We start from the raw sequence: 18,167 nt of genomic DNA on the forward strand, positions 1-18,167 counted from the left end.
GACTTGCCTGAGGTCTAAAATGCAAAAAACCCGGCTCGAAAGCCGGGTTTTTGGTGCGGTCGAGAAGACTCGAACTTCCACGGGTTGCCCCACAGCGACCTCAACGCTGCGCGTCTACCAATTCCGCCACGACCGCATCGTGGTAGCGCCGAATTGCTCCGGCGGGGCAGCATGTAGCAAAAGGTTTTGAACCGCACAAGGCCGGTGTGACAGATTTTTGATAAATCGTTCAAAGCCTTCCGGATGCCCTGAAGACGGAAGGCCTGCAGGTCTTGAACTTCGTTGATATTCTTGCCACTTAGGCGCAGAGGTTCCCCTATGCTGCGCACTGATCTAGCTGTTGAAATGTATGCCAATGCCGGTTCTCCGCCGATCCGCTGGAGAATATCCGAAGGGCTCGTGCCCTATGAGGAGGCGGCGGCGCAGATGGAGGCGGAAGTGGCCGCCATCGCCAATGGCGAGGCGGACGAGCTGGTGTGGCTGCTGGAGCATCCGCCGCTCTATACGGCCGGCACCAGCGCCAATGCGGCAGATCTCCTGACACCGGACCGATTCCCTGTTTTCGCCACGGGACGCGGCGGTGAATATACCTATCACGGTCCCGGCCAGCGTGTGGCCTATGTCATGCTCGACCTCAAACGGCGGCGTCAGGACGTGCGCGCCTTCGTGGCGGCGCTGGAAGAAGTGATCATCCGCACACTCGATTCGATGAATGTGAAGGGCGAACGCCGCGAGGACCGCGTCGGCGTCTGGGTGCGCCGCCCGGAAAAACCCGCATTGCCAGATGGCAGCATGTCAGAAGACAAGATTGCAGCGCTCGGCATCCGCTTGCGCAAATGGGTGAGCTTTCACGGGCTGTCGCTGAACGTGGATCCGGATCTAACGCATTTCACCGGCATCGTTCCCTGCGGAATCAGCGCCTATGGCGTGACCAGCCTCGTTGACCTCGGCCTGCCGGTCATGATGACGGATGTCGACATACGGCTGAAAGAGGCGTTCGAGACAGTCTTCGGGCCGGTCACAAACGAGCCCGGCCTCCCGTCGTAAGCACCTGTTACTCTGCCATCTGTTCTCCGCGATAGCCCGACAGTCGACGTTGCAATGTGTTGATCAGTCGGCCGGTCTCTTCGTGAAGTTCCTTCAGGCGCATCAGGTCCGATGCCATGGCCTCCAGCGGGGCATCGGCGTCACTGGCGCCATATTCGATCGGTCCGCCGCCGGCACCGGTCATCAGCCACATGGGCGATACGCCGAGAATGCCGGCAAGGTTGACGAGGCGCGAGGGACGTGGCTCGGAGCGGTCGGTTTCCCATGCCTGAAGGGTTTCGTGCTTGACGCCCAGCTGGTTGGCCAAAGCCTTCATCTCGATACCCGCCGCATCACGCGCAGAAGACAGACGGCCGCCAAGCGTGTCGTCACCGGCATCGCTGATCAGCATCTCGTTCTGTTTCTTCCTCATTCTTTCCGTCTCCAGACATTGTCTTGTCGTTTGCGCAGGACACCAGGCGCAGCGGTGGCATTCGCACATGGCCGCCGCAACGGGATCCTGCCAAGGGCCGGCTGAACTCACGGGGAGTTGCCGGCAAGAATAGGCGATATCATAGGCAGCGGGGTCGGCAGGTGCCACCCCGAAGGCGACAGAATTTGCCGGGGGCGGAGAATCACCTGGGCCGAATCGGTGCAAAAAGACAGTTGTGGCTCGCCGTCCACAGCTTCTTCCCGTATCGGTGATATGCTCACAGACCGCTTTTCACCCAAGGACATGCCCCAGAATGAAACAGGACAGCACAGGGTTACAGGGCACGGTCCTGCAGGGCATGGTGCTCATGGGTGGCTGCATGCTGGTGCTGCCGCTGATGGATGCGATCGCCAAATATATGGCTGCCTTCGAGGGGATGTCCCCGGGACAGATCACCTTTTACCGATTCTTCTTTCAGCTTGCCTGTACGCTGCCTTTCCTGCTGGTGCTGAACGGCAGCGCGGCACTCAAAAGCAAGCGACCGGGCTTCAATCTCCTTCGCGGCGTTCTGCATGGTGCGGCCAGTCTTTTGTTTTTCATCGCCGTCAAATACATGCCGCTGGCCGATGTGTTTGCGATCTATTTCGTAGAGCCCTTCATCCTTACGGCTCTGTCTGCCCTGTTCCTTGGTGACCGTGTCGGATGGCGGCGCTGGCTTGCCATCGTCGTCGGCTTTTCCGGGGCGATGATCGTTATCCAGCCGAGCTATGAAATCTTCGGCTGGACAGCGTTTCTGCCGGTTGCCTGCGCCTTTCTCTTTGCCCTCTACATGTTTCTCAATCGGGCACTCGGCGCGGCCGACTCGCCCATGACCATGCAGACGCTGGCCGGTATTGGCGGCTCTCTTTTCATGGTGGCAGCACTTGGCATTGGCCATGGTGTGGGTGACGCAGATTTCACACCATCCCTGCCCGCATCACTGAAGGGATTGCTCCTGCTGGTACTGCTCGGGGCAATCTCCGGCTTCATTCACCTGCTGGTGGTGAAGGCCTTCCGCATGGCTCCGCTTTCGGTGCTGGCGCCCTTTCAGTATTTCGAAATCATTGCCGCGACCGTGCTTGGTTATGCACTTTTCGGTGACTTTCCCACGGCCTCCAAATGGCTGGGGATTACCATCATCGTCGGCTCGGGTCTTTTCATCCTGTGGCGGGAACATCGCCTGGTGAAACATGGCATTTTAACGAAAGTGTCGACCAGCGGGTAACCCTTCCTCTTGGTGAAATCGAAAGGCTTCGGCGCTAGTCCTCCGCCCAGTTTCATGAAGAAACGGAGTTTTGGATGAGCGGGTCTCGCTTCTCTCACCCGGCATGTCATTTCGCCGGTGCTACAACTGATGATAACGGTGCGGTGCGCGCGGTTTGCCGCAACGCGCTACCGGGTGGTGCATGCGCCATTCGTGACCTGATGACCCTGCACGCACTCTATGCGTCCACGTCTGACAGTTCACCGCTATCGCGCCCCTATTTCACCGACGCCCTGATGCATTTCATTGCCCGCGACTGCGCGACTGGCGGGGCGATCAACGATGCCTGTGCGCGCGGCATCACGTCGTGCGTGTCGTCTTCCGGTGCCGTCAACACCACCGATGGAATAGACCTTCTCTTCCATCTGCTGGAATCAGACAGCGAGATCTCGGATGACCTGCCTCAATTTGTGCTCGAGCAGATCGCGCTGGCGCTTTGTGAAGACAAAGGTGCCTATGGCGACATGCGGCCGGTCAATACCCGCAGCGTCACCCAGAACGATCTGCGTTTCATCAATCGTGTGTTCAAGGCCATCATCAAGCGCGGACGCCAGACGCTTCTTCCCGGAGAACGCGCAGTGCTGCTGCGGATTGACGATGAAGTGCCGACCGGCGCGCAGCATGCGGCCTGGACAGACCTGATGGATCTGGTGCGTCAGGTGCCCGATGACGCGGTGTCTCCCCCGGTTCGCGAAAAGCAACCCTGGCTGCGGCTGGACGACCCTCGGGACAACCGGATGCGGGCCGTGGGTTGAGGGCGGAGGGCGAAGGACAGAACGCCGCCCGCCCGACCATCCCTGCCCCGGCCCGAGACCAAATGCCTATAGGCACATGATTGAACCCATCCCGGATTTGTGGCTTAAACGGCTGAAAGAATTGACGGAGGGGCGGGAGCATCATGTTCAAGAAGATATTGATCGCCAATCGCGGCGAAATCGCATGCCGTGTGATCAAGACTGCCAGGCGCATGGGCATCCAGACCGTGGCCGTCTACTCCGACGCCGACCGGGACGCACTGCATGTGGAAATGGCCGACGAGGCCGTGCATATCGGTCCGTCCGCTGCCTCCGAGAGCTATCTCGTTGCCGACAAGATCATTGCCGCCTGCAAGGAGACAGGTGCCGAGGCCGTTCATCCCGGCTACGGGTTTCTGTCCGAGCGCGCCTCCTTCTGCGAAGCGCTGGAAAAGGAAGGTATCGTCTTCATCGGTCCCAAGCCCAAGGCCATCATGGCGATGGGCGACAAGATCGAATCGAAGAAATTTGCCAATGCGGCGAATGTCTCGACGGTGCCGGGCTATCTCGGCGTCATCGAAGATGCAGCCCATGCCGAGACCATTGCCGGCGACATCGGCTATCCGGTGATGATCAAGGCTTCCGCCGGCGGTGGCGGCAAGGGCATGCGCATCGCCTGGAGCGAGGACGACGTGCGCGACGGCTTCGACCGGGCCAAGTCCGAGGCGAAGAGTTCGTTTGGCGACGACCGCGTTTTCATCGAGAAGTTCATCGTCGATCCGCGCCATATCGAAATCCAGGTCTTGGCCGACTCGCATGGCAACACTCTTTATCTGGGCGAGCGCGAGTGCTCGATCCAGCGGCGGAACCAGAAGGTGGTGGAAGAGGCCCCCTCGCCTTTTCTGGATGAGGCGACCCGCAAGGCGATGGGCGAACAGTCGGTGGCGCTGGCCAAGGCCGTGGATTACCAGAGCGCCGGCACGGTGGAGTTCATCGTCGATGCGAACCGCAATTTCTATTTCCTCGAAATGAATACGCGCCTGCAGGTGGAGCATCCGGTGACGGAACTGATCACCGGCATCGATCTTGTGGAACAGATGATCAGGGTGGCGGCCGGCGAGACATTGTCGCTCAGCCAGTCCGATATCAAGCTCAATGGCTGGGCCGTCGAAAGCCGGCTTTATGCCGAAGATCCCTATCGCAATTTTCTGCCGTCCATCGGCAGGCTGACACGCTACCGGCCGCCGGCGGAAGGGCGCAACGGCGATACGATCGTGCGCAATGACACCGGCGTTTTCGAAGGCGCGGAAATCTCGATGTTCTACGATCCGATGCTGGCCAAGCTTTGCACCTGGGCGCCGACCCGCAAGCAGGCAGTGGACGCCATGAGCGATGCGCTGGACGGATTCGTTGTCGATGGCATCGAGCACAATGTGCCGTTTCTCTCGGCCCTGATGAAGCATCCGCGCTGGCGGGAGGGCCGGATATCGACCGCCTTCATTGCCGAGGAATATCCGGACGGGTTTGCGCCCATGCTGCCGGATGAGAGTGAGAGAGCAACGCTTTCGGCCATTGCCATGACCGCGGCACTGACGGAATTGAGCCGACGCGAGAACCAGGCCGACCGGTTGCGCCAGCAGATTCCACCGCTCAAGGAGCACTGGGTCGTCAAGATCGGCGAGGCCTATGTGCCGGTTCGTCTGGCCGAGGGCTTTGTCAGCATTCCCTTTGAAATGGACATGGCCATCGATGGCGCCGATGCGATGCCGGTCACCTGCAATTGGCGTCCAGGCACCACTGTCTGGAACGGCGTGGTTGGCGAGACGACGGTGACGGCGCAGATCCGTCCACTGTTGAGCGGCACGCGGATCAACTGGCAGGGCCTTTCCGTCACGGCGCAGGTGTTGACGCCGCGACAGGCGGAACTGGACGCGCTGATGCCGGTCAAGCTGCCGCCGGATACGTCCAGGCTGCTGCTCTGCCCGATGCCGGGGCTTGTGGTCTCGATCAATGTCCAAGAGGGCCAGGAGGTCAAGACTGGCGAGACGCTGGCTGTCGTGGAAGCGATGAAGATGGAAAATGTGTTGCGCGCCGAGCGTGACCTGACCATATCCAGCATCAAGGCTGCGGCCGGAGAGAGCCTGGCAGTGGATGCGGTTATCATGGAATTTCAATAAATTAACCGCTTATCTTCAATTTTAGCAAAAGCTTGAACACTCTACTAAGACGGCTGCGCTAACTGTACCCTGCGCGCTCAAATTCTGCGGGGACCAGATCGTGACCCTACCGCTCCCGGCCATAATCCTTCTTGTCGTCAATCTCGGCCTGCTCTGGCTCCTGCTTGCCGCACCGATCGGCCGTCGCACGATCCGTCGTGACCTCCGCCTGAAGGGTGACGCTTCGGCCATCTTTGCGCTGTTGAAGCCCGACGGATTTGCGCAGTGGAACCCTTCGGTTCTGCGCAGCGAGACGGTGGGCGGCAAAGGCGACCAGACAGAGGTGTATTTCAAGCAGCCGGACCGCTATGGAAAGCCGATCACGCGGACCTTTCAGTCAGCGCTTGAACAGAATACGGCGGGACCGGATCTGACGGTCGATATGGAGATCGTGGCCGATAGCGCGCTGGACCAGAGCTTCTGGAAGAATTTTCATGAGCGGCGCTCGGTGCGCGCTGTTCCGGGCGGCGCGGCGGTGACGATCGAGCAGACCGACCGTTACCGTGGCCTTGCCTTTTATCTCTACCGCTATTTCCAGCTTGGCCGCGAGGCCTCGGCGCTTCAGGCGCATGTGGAGCATCTGCCCCGGCGCACCAATGGGCTTTTAGAACATCCGGGCATGCAGATCATTCTGGCATTGCTGTCGACGCTTATCCTGTGGCCATTTTTCGGGCTGAACCGGGAAGGTCTGGCGATGTCGACCATGCTGACCATGGTGATCGTGCTGCACGAGTTCGGCCACATGGCCGCCTATCGCGCCTTTGGCCATCAAACCGTGCGGATGATCTTCGTACCGCTGCTGGGCGGCATCGCCATTGGGGGCCGGCCTTATAACAGTCAGTTCGAGGTGGCGACCTGTGCCTTGATGGGACCGGGGATGTCGGCCTTCTTCGTGCCGATCCTGGCGGTGCTCGGTCAATCGGCCCATGCGGGACTGGCACCGACGGCGACCGAAGCCCCGGCCATGGCGATGCTGCTCATTCTCGGTGCCTTCAACCTGTTAAACCTCCTTCCCATGCAACGCTTCGACGGCGGGCAGGTGCTCCGCCAAATCTTCCAGTCGCGCAAGGCGCTTGCGGTTACCAGTTTTGGCATTGCGCTCGCTATCTTGTGGACCGGCTGGCGCATTGGCGTGCCCACCAGCGCATTGCTGGCAGCGCTTGCCGTCTTCATCTTGATGAGCCTGATGGGGGCCATCGGCGCAAAACCCCGCCATGCGCTGGACGAGATGACGGGCGCGGAACGTTTGCTGACCGGGTTCGGGCTCTATGCGGCCGTGCTGATCCACGCCTATGCGGTGGTGACGGCCTGTGACAGCCTGTTTGGCTGAGGCAAACCCTTCCATCAGGCTTGACAGCGGCGCCGTCAGCGGCTCCAAGTCGCGACCATGGACACGAATAATCCCCCTCTCCCCACCGGCTATTCCCGCGTGCCGCCCGGCATGCTTGCCAATGTCGTCATCTGCCTGGAAATGTTGGCAAAGCCGCCCGTCAAGGCAGACCCTCCCGGTGACAGCCTTCGTATCGAGCGCTGGGAAAACGCCGATCCGGATGGCTATCGCGATCTCTTTCGCCGGATCGGCGAGGAGTGGATGTGGATGTCGCGGCTGGTGATGGCGGATGAAGACTTGACCGCAATCCTCCATGACCCAAAGGTCGAGATCCATACAGTGATGGATGGAGAAAGACGCGTCGGACTGCTGGAACTGGATTTCCGGCAGGACGGGGAATGTGAGCTTGCCTTTTTTGGCCTGGCGCCTGAGGCAATCGGCTCGGGAACAGGGCGCAAGCTGATGAATGCAGCCATCGACAAGGCCTGGTCCAAGCCAATCAAGCGCTTCTGGGTGCATACCTGCCATTTCGACCATCCGGCTGCCCTTGCCTTTTATCAGCGCTCAGGCTTCACGCCCTATGCTTCTTATGTGGAAGTGGACGAGGATCCGCGGTTGACGGGGCAGATGCGCAAGGATGCAGCGGCCCATGTGCCACTGATCGAACCAAAGTGACCCATCCCGTAGAAACGCTGAATTGATCGCATGGTCGCACCGAATTTGCGGAATTCGACCTTGAGCAAATCACTTTTGCTGTGCCAAGGTCGCTCACAAATCTAAAGACAATCAGGAGACACCCCATGGACGTTCGCGCAGCCGTAGCCGTACAGGCGGGAAAACCGCTCGAAGTCATGACCGTTCAGCTGGAAGGCCCCAAGGCCGGCGAAGTTCTGATCGAGGTCAAGGCGACCGGCATTTGCCATACAGACGATTTCACGCTGTCGGGCGCTGACCCGGAAGGGTTGTTCCCGGCCATTCTCGGCCATGAGGGTGCTGGCATCGTCGTCGATGTCGGCCCCGGCGTGACCTCGGTGAAGAAGGGCGATCACGTGATCCCGCTCTACACGCCGGAATGCCGTGAATGCTATTCCTGCACCTCGCGCAAGACCAATCTGTGCACCTCGATCCGCTCGACCCAGGGCCAGGGCGTGATGCCGGATGGCACGTCGCGGTTCTCCATCGGCAAGGACAAGATCCACCACTATATGGGCTGCTCGACCTTCGCCAACTTCACCGTTCTGCCCGAAATCGCAGTCGCCAAGGTCAACCCGGACGCGCCCTTCGACAAGATCTGCTATATCGGCTGCGGCGTGACGACCGGCATCGGTGCCGTGATCAACACGGCCAAGGTGGAGATCGGCGCAACGGCGATCGTCTTCGGTCTCGGCGGCATTGGCCTCAACGTGCTGCAGGGTCTCAGGCTCGCCGGTGCCGACATGATCATCGGCGTCGACATCAACCCGGACCGCAAGGAATGGGGCGAGAAGTTCGGCATGACGCATTTCGTCAATCCGAAGGAAGTGGACGGCGACATCGTGGCGTATCTCGTCAACATGACCAAGCGTCATGGCGACCTGATCGGCGGCGCGGACTACACCTTCGACTGCACCGGCAATACAACGGTGATGCGTCAGGCACTGGAGAGCTCGCATCGCGGCTGGGGCAAGTCGGTCATCATCGGCGTGGCCGGCGCCGGACAGGAAATCTCCACCCGTCCGTTCCAGCTGGTCACCGGCCGCAACTGGATGGGCACGGCCTTCGGTGGCGCGCGCGGCCGCACGGACGTGCCGAAGATCGTCGACTGGTACATGGACGGCAAGATCCAGATCGATCCGATGATCACCCACACCATGCCGCTCGACGACATCAACAAGGGTTTCGAGCTGATGCATTCGGGCGAATCGATCCGCGGCGTGGTGGTCTATTGAGCGGCGAAAACGCCTATGACGTGGACGTGCGGGGGCTCGACGAGTTCTCCGCACGCGACCTCTATGCGCTACTGAAACTGCGCGTTGACGTGTTTGTCGTCGAGCAGGAATGCCCCTACCCCGAACTCGACGGCAAGGACGCGCTGGCGCTGCATCTGCGCCTGCTGGACGGAGGCGTCGTGATTGCGGCAGCACGCCTCTTTGCGCCTGACGAACTGAATGGCGAGGCGCGCATCGGCCGCGTGGTGGTGGCACCGACACATCGCGGCAAGCGTCTGGGCGAAGCGGTGATGAGCGAGGCGCTGACGGTGTGCGAAACACGCTTTCCCGGTCACCCGATTGCCCTTGCTGCCCAAAGCCATCTGCAGAAATTCTATTTGAGTTTCGGCTTTGAAGTCGTCTCGGATGAATATCTGGAGGACGATATTCCGCATGTCGACATGCTGCGCCATGCGCCCGGCCAGCCAAAGGCGGACTGAATGATCTATGTGGATGCCGATGCCTGCCCGGTGAAGCCGGAAATTCTGAAAGTGGCCGAACGCCACGGCATCGAGGTGACGCTGGTGGCCAATTCCGGTCTTCGCCCATCGCGCGATCCGATGGTGAAGATCGTGATTGTCTCGGCTTCGTTCGATGCGGCCGATGACTGGATTGCCGAGCGCGCCGGCCCCGGCGATATCGTGGTGACGGCGGATGTGCCGCTGGCGGTACGCTGCGTTGGCACAGGTGCCCTGGTGACCGGTCCGACCGGACGGCTTTTCGACGAGACCAATATTGGCATGGCCAGCGCCATGCGCGATCTCGGCGCCCATCTGCGCGAGACCGGCGAAAGCAAGGGCTATAACGCCGCCTTCTCACCCCGCGACCGCTCGGCCTTTCTGGAAATGCTGGACAGGCTGTGCCGGCGGGTAAAGACTGCGGGCTGACGCCCGGATTTGAAAAGACCACCATCGGAGGACCGCCATGCCGCTCTATTCGCTTGGAAACCTGACGCCGAAGACACCTGAAGACGAGAACTTCTGGGTGGCACCCGATGCCCATGTCATCGGACAGGTGACGATTGGGCCGGATGTCGGCATCTGGTTCGGTGCGGTTCTGCGCGGCGACAACGAACCGATCACGGTGGGTGCCGGCTCCAATATCCAGGAAGGGGCGATGGTGCATACCGATCCGGGCTGCCCTGTCTCAATCGGCAAGGACTGCACCATCGGCCATCACGCCATTATCCATGGCTGCACCATCGGCGATAATTCGCTTATTGGCATGGGTGCGACCGTCCTGAACGGCGCGAAGATCGGTCGGAACTGCCTTGTGGGCGCCAATGCACTGGTAACCGAGGGCAAGGAATTTCCCGACAACTCCCTGATCGTCGGTTCGCCGGCGCGGGTGGTCAGGACGCTGGACGGCGATGCGGCCAAGGGGCTGACGACGTCGGCGGAGAATTACGTGGCGAACTGGAAGCGGTTCAAACGGGATTTGAAGGTGGTGTGATCTTTACGGGCGGAGGCCGATTGCAATGATGAGACCTGTTTCCGTCATTTTCGCCGTGCTCGGTCTCTTCGGATTGCTTTTCTGCTGGTGGGGGCTTGAGACAAGTACAGGGCGTCGCCAGTTTGATGAGATGGCCGGCATGATTCCGCTTTTCGCTGGAGCGATCGCTGTGCCACTGCTGCTTCTGGCGGCGTTGCTGTTCTATCTCTCAGCCCGACGGCGCGAGTAACTCTTTGCCAATTTGCCCATCGGCCATCGGCCATCTCCTCGTAGTCGGTGAGATGCCGCAACCATTTGCGCTCGATCGCGGCCTCGATGTCGATCTCATTTGCACGCAGATAGAGAACCAATTGACCAAAGAGGTCGGCCGCTTCATCCTCCAAGGCTTCGCGCGTACCGCCTGAACCACCGGCAAGCGGCCTTGCCAGACCATTCAGCAACAGATGCTCGGCTGTCAGTTCACCCAGTTCTTCGGTGAGCTTCAGAAGATACCAGTCCGGCGTTCGGTCAATATCATGCACGCGTGCATAGAGTTCGCCGACATGGCCAATCCTATCGCTCAATTCCTTGAAGGTTGAATTCACTGGAACCTCCCCGGCTTTACTTGGGACCTTGGAGTTCAAGCATAGCGGTTCTTCTTGACGCCCATGTTTCAATACAATCGCACTTTCGACATTTCTGCTGCTCGCCGCGAGGCAGCTTTCGGCGAATAGCCTTTCAGCCGCTTGAAGGCGACGCCGAAGGCGCTTTGGGAGGCGTAGCCGAGTTCGGCTGCGATGCCGGCAATCGCTTCGCCTCGCTGGATCCGGTCTTCAGCAAGCTGCATACGCCAACGCAGCACATACTCCATCGGCGGATGGCCGATAGCGGCGCGGAAGGCCTCGGCAAACGAGGTGCGTGACATTCCCGACACCAAAGCCAGACCCTTCAGCGTCCACCGGTGCTGCGGCTCGGCATGGATGGCGTTCAGTGCCCTTGCGAGGCGCGGATCGGTCAACGCCCCGAGCCAGTCGTTGCGACGGCTATCCCGGACCTCCTTTCCACCAAGATCCTCCCGCCTGGAAAAGGCGCGCAGCATCTGGACCAGCAGCATGTCGGCCAGATGATGGCGCAGCAGCTGCGAGCCCATGTCCGAATGCGAGAATTCGACTTCCAGCATTTCCAGGGTGCGGCGCAATCCCGATGCCGACGGCGCATCGCGGGGGATGTGCATCAAATGGGGCAAGGCATCCGTCAACAGATGCTCGTGCAGGGCACTGACCTTGAAGGCGCCGCCCAGAAGAACGACCTCATCGCCACCCCAGTGACCGATATCGGATGCGTTCCAGTCGATCACTGCCGCTCCGTCCACCGGCGGCAGTGCCGGATCGCTGGCCAATACATAGGCGGGCGTCTGGGATAGAAGGAAGACGTCACCCGCTTCCATCCGGATCGGCTGGTGATCGGGGTGGATCATCCAGCATCCACCCCGAATGACGGCGGCAAACTTGATGGCGCGCTTTTCCGGGAAGCGCAGCGACCAGTCGCCGGCCGCCTCGAGCCGCGTGCAACGTGCGCTTTCCAGATCGAGCAATTCGAAGATGGAGCTTAATGCATCAAACATGTTGCGGACGATCTCAACAATAATCTGGCCTTAGAGATATAGAGTGTCCGTGCATCTTGTCATTATCCTGAGCGACATGAAAGGAGGTGCACATGAAAGATATCGAAAACAAGGTCATCGCCATCACCGGCGCCAGCAGTGGCATTGGCCGCGCCACGGCCTTGCGGCTGGCAGGCGCCGGCGCGAAACTGATGCTCGGCGCTCGGCGCGAAGAGCAATTGCGCGCGGTCGCTAAGGAAATTTCATCCACCGGCGGCGAGGCCCGGATATGCCGGACGGACGTGCGGGACCGGGCATCGGTTCAGGCACTCGTCGACCAGACCTGCAGCGCCTACGGGCGCATGGATGTGCTGGTCTCCAATGCCGGGGTCGGACCGATATCGCGCCTCGACGATTTGCGCGTCGAGGATTGGGAGGCGATGATCGACATCAACTTTCGCGGCGTACTTTATGGGATCGCTGCCGCGCTGCCTGTCTTTCGAAGACAGGAGAGTGGGCATTTCGTGACTGTTGTGTCGACGGCGGGCCTCCGGATCGTGCCGACCCAGTCCGTCTATGCGGCGACCAAGAATGCGGTTCGCACCGTGCTGGAGGGCCTGCGCCAGGAGGCCGGGCCGCATCTGCGCGTGACGGGGATTTCTCCGGGCTATATCCGCACAGACTTTGCCAAGGACGCGCCACTCGACGAGGCTGCACGGGCCATGGCCGACAAGGCGATGGCAGAAATGGCAATCGATCCCGACGCGATAGCCCGGGCCATTGCCTTTGCGATCGAGCAGCCTGCCGACGTCGATGTCGGCGATATCGTGATACGCCCGACGGCGCAGGCCTAGCGATAGCTGCATGAAGAGAGAGGAAATGGCGGGCAAATACCCGCCATTTCTATTTCTGATCGGTCTCTTCAGTGCGCCTTGGCGATCCCTTCCAGTTCCGCCATCGCATCGTCGGGCAGGTCGATCTCGGCCACCGCCAAATTCTCCCGCAAGTGACCACGTGACGACGTGCCGGGGATCAGCAGGATGTTGGGCGCGCGCTTCAGCAGCCATGCGAGTGCGGTCTGCATCGGGGTGATGCCGAGGCGGGCAGCGACCGATGTCAGCGTTTCCGATTGCAGCGGCGAGAAGCCGCCGAGCGGGAAGAAGGGAACGTAGGCGGTGCCTTCCCTGGCCAGTTCGTCGATCAGGGCATCGTCTTCGCGGTGGGCCAGATTGTACTGGTTCTGCACACAGACGATGTCGGTGATCTTGCGGCCGTCAGCGATCTGTCTGGCCGTGACGTTGGAGAGGCCGACATGCTTGACCAGACCCTGACGCTGGAGATCCGCCAATACGGTCAACGGTTCTTCGAGCGAGCCTTCCGCAGGACCGTGAATATCGAACATGGCGCGCAAGTTGACGACGTCGATGGCGTCCAGTCCCAGGTTTTTCAAGTTGTCGTGCACGGCCTTGGTCAGTGCGTCCCTGGAAAAGGCCGGGTTCCATGAGGCATCTTCCCCGCGGGTCGCCCCGATCTTGGTGACGATGACGAGATCCTTGCTGTAGGGATGCAGCGCTTCCTTGATGATCTGATTGGTGATGTGAGGTCCGTAAAAATCGCTGGTGTCGATATGGTCGACGCCGCTTTCCACGGCCTCGCGCAGGACCGCGATGGCTTCCGCCCTGTCCTTCGGCGGACCGAAGACGCCTGGACCGGCCAGTTGCATGGCACCGTAACCCAAGCGCTTTACGGTGAGATCGGCGAGTTTGAAGGTGCCGGCTTTTGCAAGATTGGTCATGGACTTTCTCCTTTTTTCGTCTGCAGCGGAGATAGGTCATTTTCCGTTTCGCGATTAGACGATACAATCGAGACAGGCTGTCCGTTTTTCCGGACAATGAATGATGGAGAGACTGTATGGCGGGCGATGCCGACATGGGGGATATTCGCGCCTTTCTGGCCGTGGCGCGGGCCGGTGGCTTTCGCGAGGCGGCGCGGGCCGGGCCATATCGTGCGTCCGCGCTCAGCGATGCCGTGCGGCGGCTGGAGGCGCAGCTCGGCGTGCGGCTTCTCAATCGCACGACCCGAAGCGTGGTGACCACCGAGGCCGGTCGCAGCCTGATGGAGCGTGTCAGCCCGGCCTTTGGCGAAATCGAAGCGGCACTCGACCAGGTGGCGAGCCTGAGCGGACGACCGGCGGGCACGCTTCGGCTCAATGTGCCGACGAGTGTGGCGCGGCTGGTCTTGCCAAGCATCGTCTCGCCGTTTCTGGCGGCCCATCCCGATATCCGCATGGAAATCGAGACGGATGAAAGCTTCGTCGATATCGTGACGGCCGGCTGCGATGCCGGGATCCGCTATGACGAACGGCTGGAACAGGACATGATTGCGGTGCCGATCGGTCCACGCGTGCAGCGATTTGCCTGCGGCGCCTCCCCGGCCTATCTCGCAGCCCATGGGCGACCGGAGCATCCGCGCGATCTGCTGCAACACAATTGTATCCGCAATCGCTTTGCCGGACGGGCGGTGTTCGATTGGGAGTTCGAGCGTGCCGGGGAAGTGATCACGGTCGATGCGCCGGGTCAGCTTATCGTGCAGGCCGGTGGAGGCTCGGATCTCGGCGTCGCGGCGGCCATCGGTGGAACGGGAATCGTGGCTCTGTTTGAGGACTGGCTGAAACCGCATTTCGATAGCGGCGCTCTAGAACCGGTGCTGGAACCCTGGTGGGAGAGCTTTTCCGGCCCGTTTCTCTATTATCCCGGTCGCCGTCTGGTGCCAGCGCCGCTCAGGGCCTTCATCGATTTCATCAAGGCGATGAAGGCCGAGGTTTGAGACTGCGTGCCGGCTACCCTCAGGCGGCACATTTCTCGCAAATGCCGCGGATCTCGATGGTGGTCTTTTCCGCCTTGAAGCCCTTCGATTTGCCCCAGTCTTCCAGCCGGTGATCGAGGGCGTGGTCGTGGAATTCGATCACGTGGCCGCAATTGTTGCAGATGGCAAAGGCGACGGTGGCATGGGCGTGGGTGCAGCAATCGTCTGAGGCGTGGGCGCAGGCGATGAAGGCGTTGAGGCTTTCAAGCCGGTGAACCAGACCGAATTCGAGCAGTTTTTCCAGCGCGCGATAGACCTGCAAGGGTGCGCGAAAGCCATGGTCGCGCAGCTTGTCGAGAATGGTATAGGCCGATTGCGGCTGATCCGAACGCTCCAGAACGCCAAAGACGAGCGACTGGTTCTTGGTGAGTTTCTGCATCATTTGCTCTCCTCCTCAACGTCTCGTCTGGGTGGCGGCGGCCTCATCCAGTCGCTTGCGCCCGAAGGGGATCAGGCTTGCGATGAAGAGGATGAGGGCAGCGACCACAATCGAGGGGCCAGACGGCGTGTCGTAATGCAGCGAGCCGAACAGGCCACCGACAACGGCGATTGCACCGATGACGGATGCCAGCACCGCCATGATCTCGGGCGAGGCCGAGAAGCGGCGGGCCGCAGCCGCCGGAATGATCAACAGCGAGGTGATCAGCATGATGCCGACCAGCTTCATGGCGATGGCGATGACCAGCGCCATCAACAGCATGAAAAACAGGCGCGCTCGTTCCGGCTTCAGGCCCTCGGCTTCGGCAATCTCGGCATTGACGGTGGAGGCCAGCAGGGGCCGCCAGAGCACGATCATGGCGACGACCACCAGCAACCCACCGCCCCAGACCACCGCGATATCGCTCTTGGTGACGGCCAGAATATCGCCGAACAGGAAGGCGATGAGATCGATGCGCACCCAGCTCATGAAAGCCACCATGACCAGACCGATGGCAAGGGTTGCGTGGCTGAGAATGCCGAGCAGCGCATCGGCAGACAGGGCCTGACGGCGTTGCAGCACCAGAAGCAGCAGCGAGACCAGAGCCGCGACCACGAAGACCGAGAGCATCAGGTTGAGCGAGAACATCAAAGACAGTGCCACGCCCAGCAACGAGGAATGGGCCATGGTATCGCCGAAATAGGCCATACGCCGCCAGATGACGAAACAGCCGAGGGGACCTGCGGTCAGTGCCAGGCCGATGCCGGCGATAATGGCGCGCACGAAGAAATCATCAAGCATGGTGGTGATCCTTGTCTGCCTTGCCGTTCATATCTGTATGGGCGTGATCGGCGTGAGGATGATCGTGGTCGCCGTGGTGATGGCCGTCGCCTGCGTGGCAGTGATCGGTGATGCTGCCATCGGCATGCTGCACGCGGCCATCGGGCAGATGGGTATGGTCGTGATTGTGATTATAGACGGCCAGGGTGCTGGCGGCCGAGGCACCGAAGAGTTTCAGATATTCCGGACTCTGGCTGATGGTTTCCGGCGTGCCGCGGCAGCAGATATGACCATTGAGGCAGATGACGGTATCGGCCTCGGCCATGACCACATGCAGATCATGGGAAATCAGCAGAATACCGCATTGGGTGCGGTTGCGGATATCGGTGATCAGATCATAGAGCGCGATCTCGCCGGCATAGTCGACCCCTTGCACGGGTTCGTCCAGCACGAGCAGATCGGGCTTGCGGGCCATGGCCCGGGCCAGAAGCGCTCGCTGAAACTCGCCGCCGGACAGATGCTGCACCTCGGCCCGGGCCAGATGCGCGATGCCGACGGAGTCCAGTGCGGCATCGATCTCGCGGTCGGAAATCGACACCGTCAGTGTCATCAGGCGACGCACGGTGAGCGGCATTGTCCAGTCGATGGCGAGCTTCTGCGGCACATAGCCAACCGTAAAGGGGGTGTGGCGCTCGACGCTGCCTTCGCTTGGCCTGGTGACACCAATGGCCATTTTGGCGCTGGTGGACTTGCCGGAGCCGTTGGGCCCGATGAGGGTGACGATCTCGCCGCGGCTGACGGAGAAGCCGACACCGCGCACCAGCCAGCGGCCATTGCGGTTGACGCCGGCATTGGTAAGCGTGACCAGAGGCTTTTCTACAGGTTTGGATAACACAGACATCGACGTCCTTTTTTGCTCTTGCACAGGCTAATGGCACACGTTATAGCATAACGCAATTGATGTAATAACATTACATCTTGATCACAAGCAGGAGCCTTCATGTTTCAACGTCCCCTACCCCTTCTCGCAACCGTCGCAGCCCTTGCCCTGATGCCGGCCGCCGCCTTTGCTGCGGCACCCAAGGTGGTGACCTCGATCAAGCCGCTGAACTCGCTGGTGGCGTCTGTGATGCAGGGCGTCGGCGAGCCTTCACTGATCGTCGACGGTGCCGCCTCTCCGCACACATACAGCCTCAAGCCATCCAATGCGCAGGCGCTGCAGGATGCGGATGTGGTCTTCTGGACCGGCCCCGGTCTTGAACTGTTTCTCGAGAAGCCTCTTGAAGCGCTGACAGACAAGGCGACCGTTTCGGAGATGGACAAGGCGCCCGGCGTGGAAACCCTGAAGTTTCGCGTGGGAGGCCCTTTTGAGGCCGATGACGATGGCGATCAGGACACGCCCGGCGGCATCGATCCGCATCTGTGGCTCGATCCCATGAACGCCAAGGCAATGGCCGCTGAAATCGAGCGTGTGCTGGTCGCAGCCGATCCAGACAATGCTGCACGCTATGAGGAAAATGCCTCGGCCTTGATGGCGTCACTCGACGCGCTCAACACCGAGATCGAGGCTGAGCTGGCACCGGTGAAGAACACGCCATTCGTGGTCTTCCACGACGCCTATCAGTATTTCGAGCATCGCTACGGAGTGAATGTGGCAGGTTCGGTGGTTGTCGAGCCGGAAGCGATGCCAGGTGCGGAGAGGCTGACCAAGATCCATGAGAAGCTGGAAACGCTGGGGGCGGCCTGCGTCTTTGCCGAACCGGAATTCGAATCCAAGTTGATCAAGACGGTCATGGAAGGGACGAAGGCGAGAACCGGCACACTCGATCCGCTGGGTGCCGATCTCAAGAATGGTCCGGACCTCTATTTCGAACTGATGCGCAATATGGCAACCTCGATGAAGACCTGCCTCGAAGGCTAAGGCCCGTTCAGGCCGCCGGGCGCCGTCAAGGTTAGCCCGGCGCAAGTCCCCTCTCCTACAGATTTTGGCGGCTGGCCGGGCACTCCCGTCCGGCCGTTTGATCTATTGAAAGAGACTGCGGGGTAGCACGTATCGTGGGG

General features: G+C 60.7%; 20 protein-coding genes and 1 tRNA gene. 13 read left to right on the plus strand and 8 right to left on the minus strand.

The genetic code is table 11. From position 1 onward, the window contains the following. Window positions 1-51: 51 nt before the first annotated feature. Window positions 52-136: transfer RNA gene (locus ACWPM9_RS11105), tRNA-Leu, on the minus strand. 182 nt (window positions 137-318) lie between these two features. Between ACWPM9_RS11105 and lipB the strand changes: the two genes are divergently transcribed. Beyond that, window positions 319-1,047: a lipoyl(octanoyl) transferase LipB gene (lipB, locus tag ACWPM9_RS11110; RefSeq protein WP_428186637.1), complete on the plus strand. Its 729-nt coding sequence runs from the start codon at window positions 319-321 to the stop codon at window positions 1,045-1,047. A gap of 7 nt (window positions 1,048-1,054) precedes the next feature. On the opposite strand, the gene ACWPM9_RS11115 is transcribed toward lipB, so the two are convergent. After that, entirely contained in the window at window positions 1,055-1,459 is a 405-nt protein-coding gene (locus ACWPM9_RS11115; protein ID WP_484755171.1) for a helix-turn-helix domain-containing protein, read from the minus strand. Window positions 1,460-1,772: 313 nt separating this feature from the next. On the opposite strand from ACWPM9_RS11115, the gene ACWPM9_RS11120 reads away from it, so the two are divergent. The 9 genes from ACWPM9_RS11120 to ACWPM9_RS11160 all read left to right on the plus strand — a co-directional run bounded on the left by ACWPM9_RS11120 (window position 1,773) and on the right by ACWPM9_RS11160 (window position 10,461). Next, window positions 1,773-2,723, plus strand: coding sequence for a DMT family transporter (locus tag ACWPM9_RS11120; RefSeq protein WP_484755172.1), 951 nt, complete (start codon window positions 1,773-1,775; stop codon window positions 2,721-2,723). Window positions 2,724-2,797: 74 nt separating this feature from the next. Next, window positions 2,798-3,517: a hypothetical protein gene (locus ACWPM9_RS11125; protein WP_484755173.1), complete on the plus strand. Its 720-nt coding sequence runs from the start codon at window positions 2,798-2,800 to the stop codon at window positions 3,515-3,517. A 143-nt stretch (window positions 3,518-3,660) separates the two neighbouring features. Continuing rightward, window positions 3,661-5,673, plus strand: coding sequence for an acetyl-CoA carboxylase biotin carboxylase subunit (locus tag ACWPM9_RS11130; protein ID WP_484755174.1), 2,013 nt, complete (start codon window positions 3,661-3,663; stop codon window positions 5,671-5,673). Between the two features lie 100 nt (window positions 5,674-5,773). After that, a complete protein-coding gene (locus ACWPM9_RS11135) occupies window positions 5,774-7,042 on the plus strand; it encodes a zinc metalloprotease (RefSeq protein WP_484755175.1) in 1,269 nt (422 codons plus the stop codon). A gap of 57 nt (window positions 7,043-7,099) precedes the next feature. After that, the gene (locus tag ACWPM9_RS11140; RefSeq protein WP_484755176.1) at window positions 7,100-7,717 is read left to right on the plus strand and encodes a GNAT family N-acetyltransferase; all 618 of its coding nucleotides are present in this window, start codon (window positions 7,100-7,102) and stop codon (window positions 7,715-7,717) included. Between the two features lie 125 nt (window positions 7,718-7,842). Next, on the plus strand, window positions 7,843-8,970 hold the full coding sequence (locus ACWPM9_RS11145; protein WP_428186630.1) for an S-(hydroxymethyl)glutathione dehydrogenase/class III alcohol dehydrogenase: 1,128 nt from the start codon (window positions 7,843-7,845) through the stop codon (window positions 8,968-8,970). Continuing rightward, window positions 8,967-9,449, plus strand: a complete 483-nt coding sequence (locus ACWPM9_RS11150; RefSeq protein WP_484755177.1) for a GNAT family N-acetyltransferase — start codon at window positions 8,967-8,969, stop codon at window positions 9,447-9,449. Before ACWPM9_RS11145 ends, ACWPM9_RS11150 begins: the two co-directional genes overlap by 4 nt. Beyond that, window positions 9,450-9,896 (plus strand): YaiI/YqxD family protein, encoded by a 447-nt coding sequence (locus ACWPM9_RS11155; protein WP_484755178.1) that lies wholly within the window; start codon window positions 9,450-9,452, stop codon window positions 9,894-9,896. A 37-nt stretch (window positions 9,897-9,933) separates the two neighbouring features. Beyond that, window positions 9,934-10,461, plus strand: a complete 528-nt coding sequence (locus tag ACWPM9_RS11160) for a gamma carbonic anhydrase family protein (protein WP_484755179.1) — start codon at window positions 9,934-9,936, stop codon at window positions 10,459-10,461. A gap of 44 nt (window positions 10,462-10,505) precedes the next feature. Here ACWPM9_RS11160 and ACWPM9_RS11165 read toward each other — a convergent pair whose 3' ends face one another. Both ACWPM9_RS11165 and ACWPM9_RS11170 read right to left on the minus strand, forming a co-directional pair. Beyond that, on the minus strand, window positions 10,506-11,045 hold the full coding sequence (locus ACWPM9_RS11165) for a hypothetical protein (protein ID WP_484755180.1): 540 nt from the start codon (window positions 11,043-11,045) through the stop codon (window positions 10,506-10,508). A gap of 68 nt (window positions 11,046-11,113) precedes the next feature. Beyond that, complete coding sequence (locus ACWPM9_RS11170) at window positions 11,114-12,064, minus strand: AraC family transcriptional regulator (protein ID WP_484755181.1); 951 nt, start codon at window positions 12,062-12,064, stop codon at window positions 11,114-11,116. A gap of 92 nt (window positions 12,065-12,156) precedes the next feature. On the opposite strand from ACWPM9_RS11170, the gene ACWPM9_RS11175 reads away from it, so the two are divergent. Beyond that, window positions 12,157-12,897: an SDR family oxidoreductase gene (locus ACWPM9_RS11175; protein ID WP_484755182.1), complete on the plus strand. Its 741-nt coding sequence runs from the start codon at window positions 12,157-12,159 to the stop codon at window positions 12,895-12,897. A 68-nt stretch (window positions 12,898-12,965) separates the two neighbouring features. On the opposite strand, the gene ACWPM9_RS11180 is transcribed toward ACWPM9_RS11175, so the two are convergent. Continuing rightward, on the minus strand, window positions 12,966-13,838 hold the full coding sequence (locus ACWPM9_RS11180; RefSeq protein WP_484755183.1) for an aldo/keto reductase family oxidoreductase: 873 nt from the start codon (window positions 13,836-13,838) through the stop codon (window positions 12,966-12,968). Between the two features lie 116 nt (window positions 13,839-13,954). Here ACWPM9_RS11180 and ACWPM9_RS11185 point away from each other — a divergent pair, with 116 nt between their 5' ends. Further along, window positions 13,955-14,869, plus strand: a complete 915-nt coding sequence (locus ACWPM9_RS11185; protein ID WP_484755184.1) for a LysR family transcriptional regulator — start codon at window positions 13,955-13,957, stop codon at window positions 14,867-14,869. A gap of 19 nt (window positions 14,870-14,888) precedes the next feature. On the opposite strand, the gene ACWPM9_RS11190 is transcribed toward ACWPM9_RS11185, so the two are convergent. Genes ACWPM9_RS11190 through ACWPM9_RS11200 form a run of 3 tightly spaced genes read right to left on the minus strand, consistent with a single transcriptional unit; the run spans window position 14,889 to window position 17,007 of the window. Then, entirely contained in the window at window positions 14,889-15,290 is a 402-nt protein-coding gene (locus ACWPM9_RS11190; RefSeq protein ID WP_484755185.1) for a Fur family transcriptional regulator, read from the minus strand. A 12-nt stretch (window positions 15,291-15,302) separates the two neighbouring features. Continuing rightward, window positions 15,303-16,127: a metal ABC transporter permease gene (locus ACWPM9_RS11195; protein WP_484755186.1), complete on the minus strand. Its 825-nt coding sequence runs from the start codon at window positions 16,125-16,127 to the stop codon at window positions 15,303-15,305. Next, a complete protein-coding gene (locus tag ACWPM9_RS11200) occupies window positions 16,120-17,007 on the minus strand; it encodes an ATP-binding cassette domain-containing protein (protein ID WP_484755187.1) in 888 nt (295 codons plus the stop codon). The genes ACWPM9_RS11195 and ACWPM9_RS11200 overlap by 8 nt, the downstream gene beginning before the upstream one ends. 99 nt (window positions 17,008-17,106) lie before the next feature. Between ACWPM9_RS11200 and ACWPM9_RS11205 the strand changes: the two genes are divergently transcribed. Next, a complete protein-coding gene (locus ACWPM9_RS11205) occupies window positions 17,107-18,027 on the plus strand; it encodes a zinc ABC transporter substrate-binding protein (RefSeq protein ID WP_484755188.1) in 921 nt (306 codons plus the stop codon). Window positions 18,028-18,167: the final 140 nt, after the last annotated feature.

Source organism: Agrobacterium sp. H141, from assembly GCF_057158725.1.

What these genes read in the sequence shown, in the direction of transcription:
- lipB (WP_428186637.1), top strand. Translation starts at nt 319, where the DNA reads ATGCTGCGCACTGATCTAGCTGTTGAAATGTATGCCAATGCCGGTTCT.
- ACWPM9_RS11115 (WP_484755171.1), bottom strand. Translation starts at nt 1,459, where the DNA reads ATGAGGAAGAAACAGAACGAGATGCTGATCAGCGATGCCGGTGACGAC.
- ACWPM9_RS11120 (WP_484755172.1), top strand. Translation starts at nt 1,773, where the DNA reads ATGAAACAGGACAGCACAGGGTTACAGGGCACGGTCCTGCAGGGCATG.
- ACWPM9_RS11125 (WP_484755173.1), top strand. Translation starts at nt 2,798, where the DNA reads ATGAGCGGGTCTCGCTTCTCTCACCCGGCATGTCATTTCGCCGGTGCT.
- ACWPM9_RS11130 (WP_484755174.1), top strand. Translation starts at nt 3,661, where the DNA reads ATGTTCAAGAAGATATTGATCGCCAATCGCGGCGAAATCGCATGCCGT.
- ACWPM9_RS11140 (WP_484755176.1), top strand. Translation starts at nt 7,100, where the DNA reads ATGGACACGAATAATCCCCCTCTCCCCACCGGCTATTCCCGCGTGCCG.
- ACWPM9_RS11145 (WP_428186630.1), top strand. Translation starts at nt 7,843, where the DNA reads ATGGACGTTCGCGCAGCCGTAGCCGTACAGGCGGGAAAACCGCTCGAA.
- ACWPM9_RS11155 (WP_484755178.1), top strand. Translation starts at nt 9,450, where the DNA reads ATGATCTATGTGGATGCCGATGCCTGCCCGGTGAAGCCGGAAATTCTG.
- ACWPM9_RS11160 (WP_484755179.1), top strand. Translation starts at nt 9,934, where the DNA reads ATGCCGCTCTATTCGCTTGGAAACCTGACGCCGAAGACACCTGAAGAC.
- ACWPM9_RS11170 (WP_484755181.1), bottom strand. Translation starts at nt 12,064, where the DNA reads ATGTTTGATGCATTAAGCTCCATCTTCGAATTGCTCGATCTGGAAAGC.
- ACWPM9_RS11175 (WP_484755182.1), top strand. Translation starts at nt 12,157, where the DNA reads ATGAAAGATATCGAAAACAAGGTCATCGCCATCACCGGCGCCAGCAGT.
- ACWPM9_RS11180 (WP_484755183.1), bottom strand. Translation starts at nt 13,838, where the DNA reads ATGACCAATCTTGCAAAAGCCGGCACCTTCAAACTCGCCGATCTCACC.
- ACWPM9_RS11185 (WP_484755184.1), top strand. Translation starts at nt 13,955, where the DNA reads ATGGCGGGCGATGCCGACATGGGGGATATTCGCGCCTTTCTGGCCGTG.
- ACWPM9_RS11190 (WP_484755185.1), bottom strand. Translation starts at nt 15,290, where the DNA reads ATGATGCAGAAACTCACCAAGAACCAGTCGCTCGTCTTTGGCGTTCTG.
- ACWPM9_RS11195 (WP_484755186.1), bottom strand. Translation starts at nt 16,127, where the DNA reads ATGCTTGATGATTTCTTCGTGCGCGCCATTATCGCCGGCATCGGCCTG.
- ACWPM9_RS11200 (WP_484755187.1), bottom strand. Translation starts at nt 17,007, where the DNA reads ATGTCTGTGTTATCCAAACCTGTAGAAAAGCCTCTGGTCACGCTTACC.
- ACWPM9_RS11205 (WP_484755188.1), top strand. Translation starts at nt 17,107, where the DNA reads ATGTTTCAACGTCCCCTACCCCTTCTCGCAACCGTCGCAGCCCTTGCC.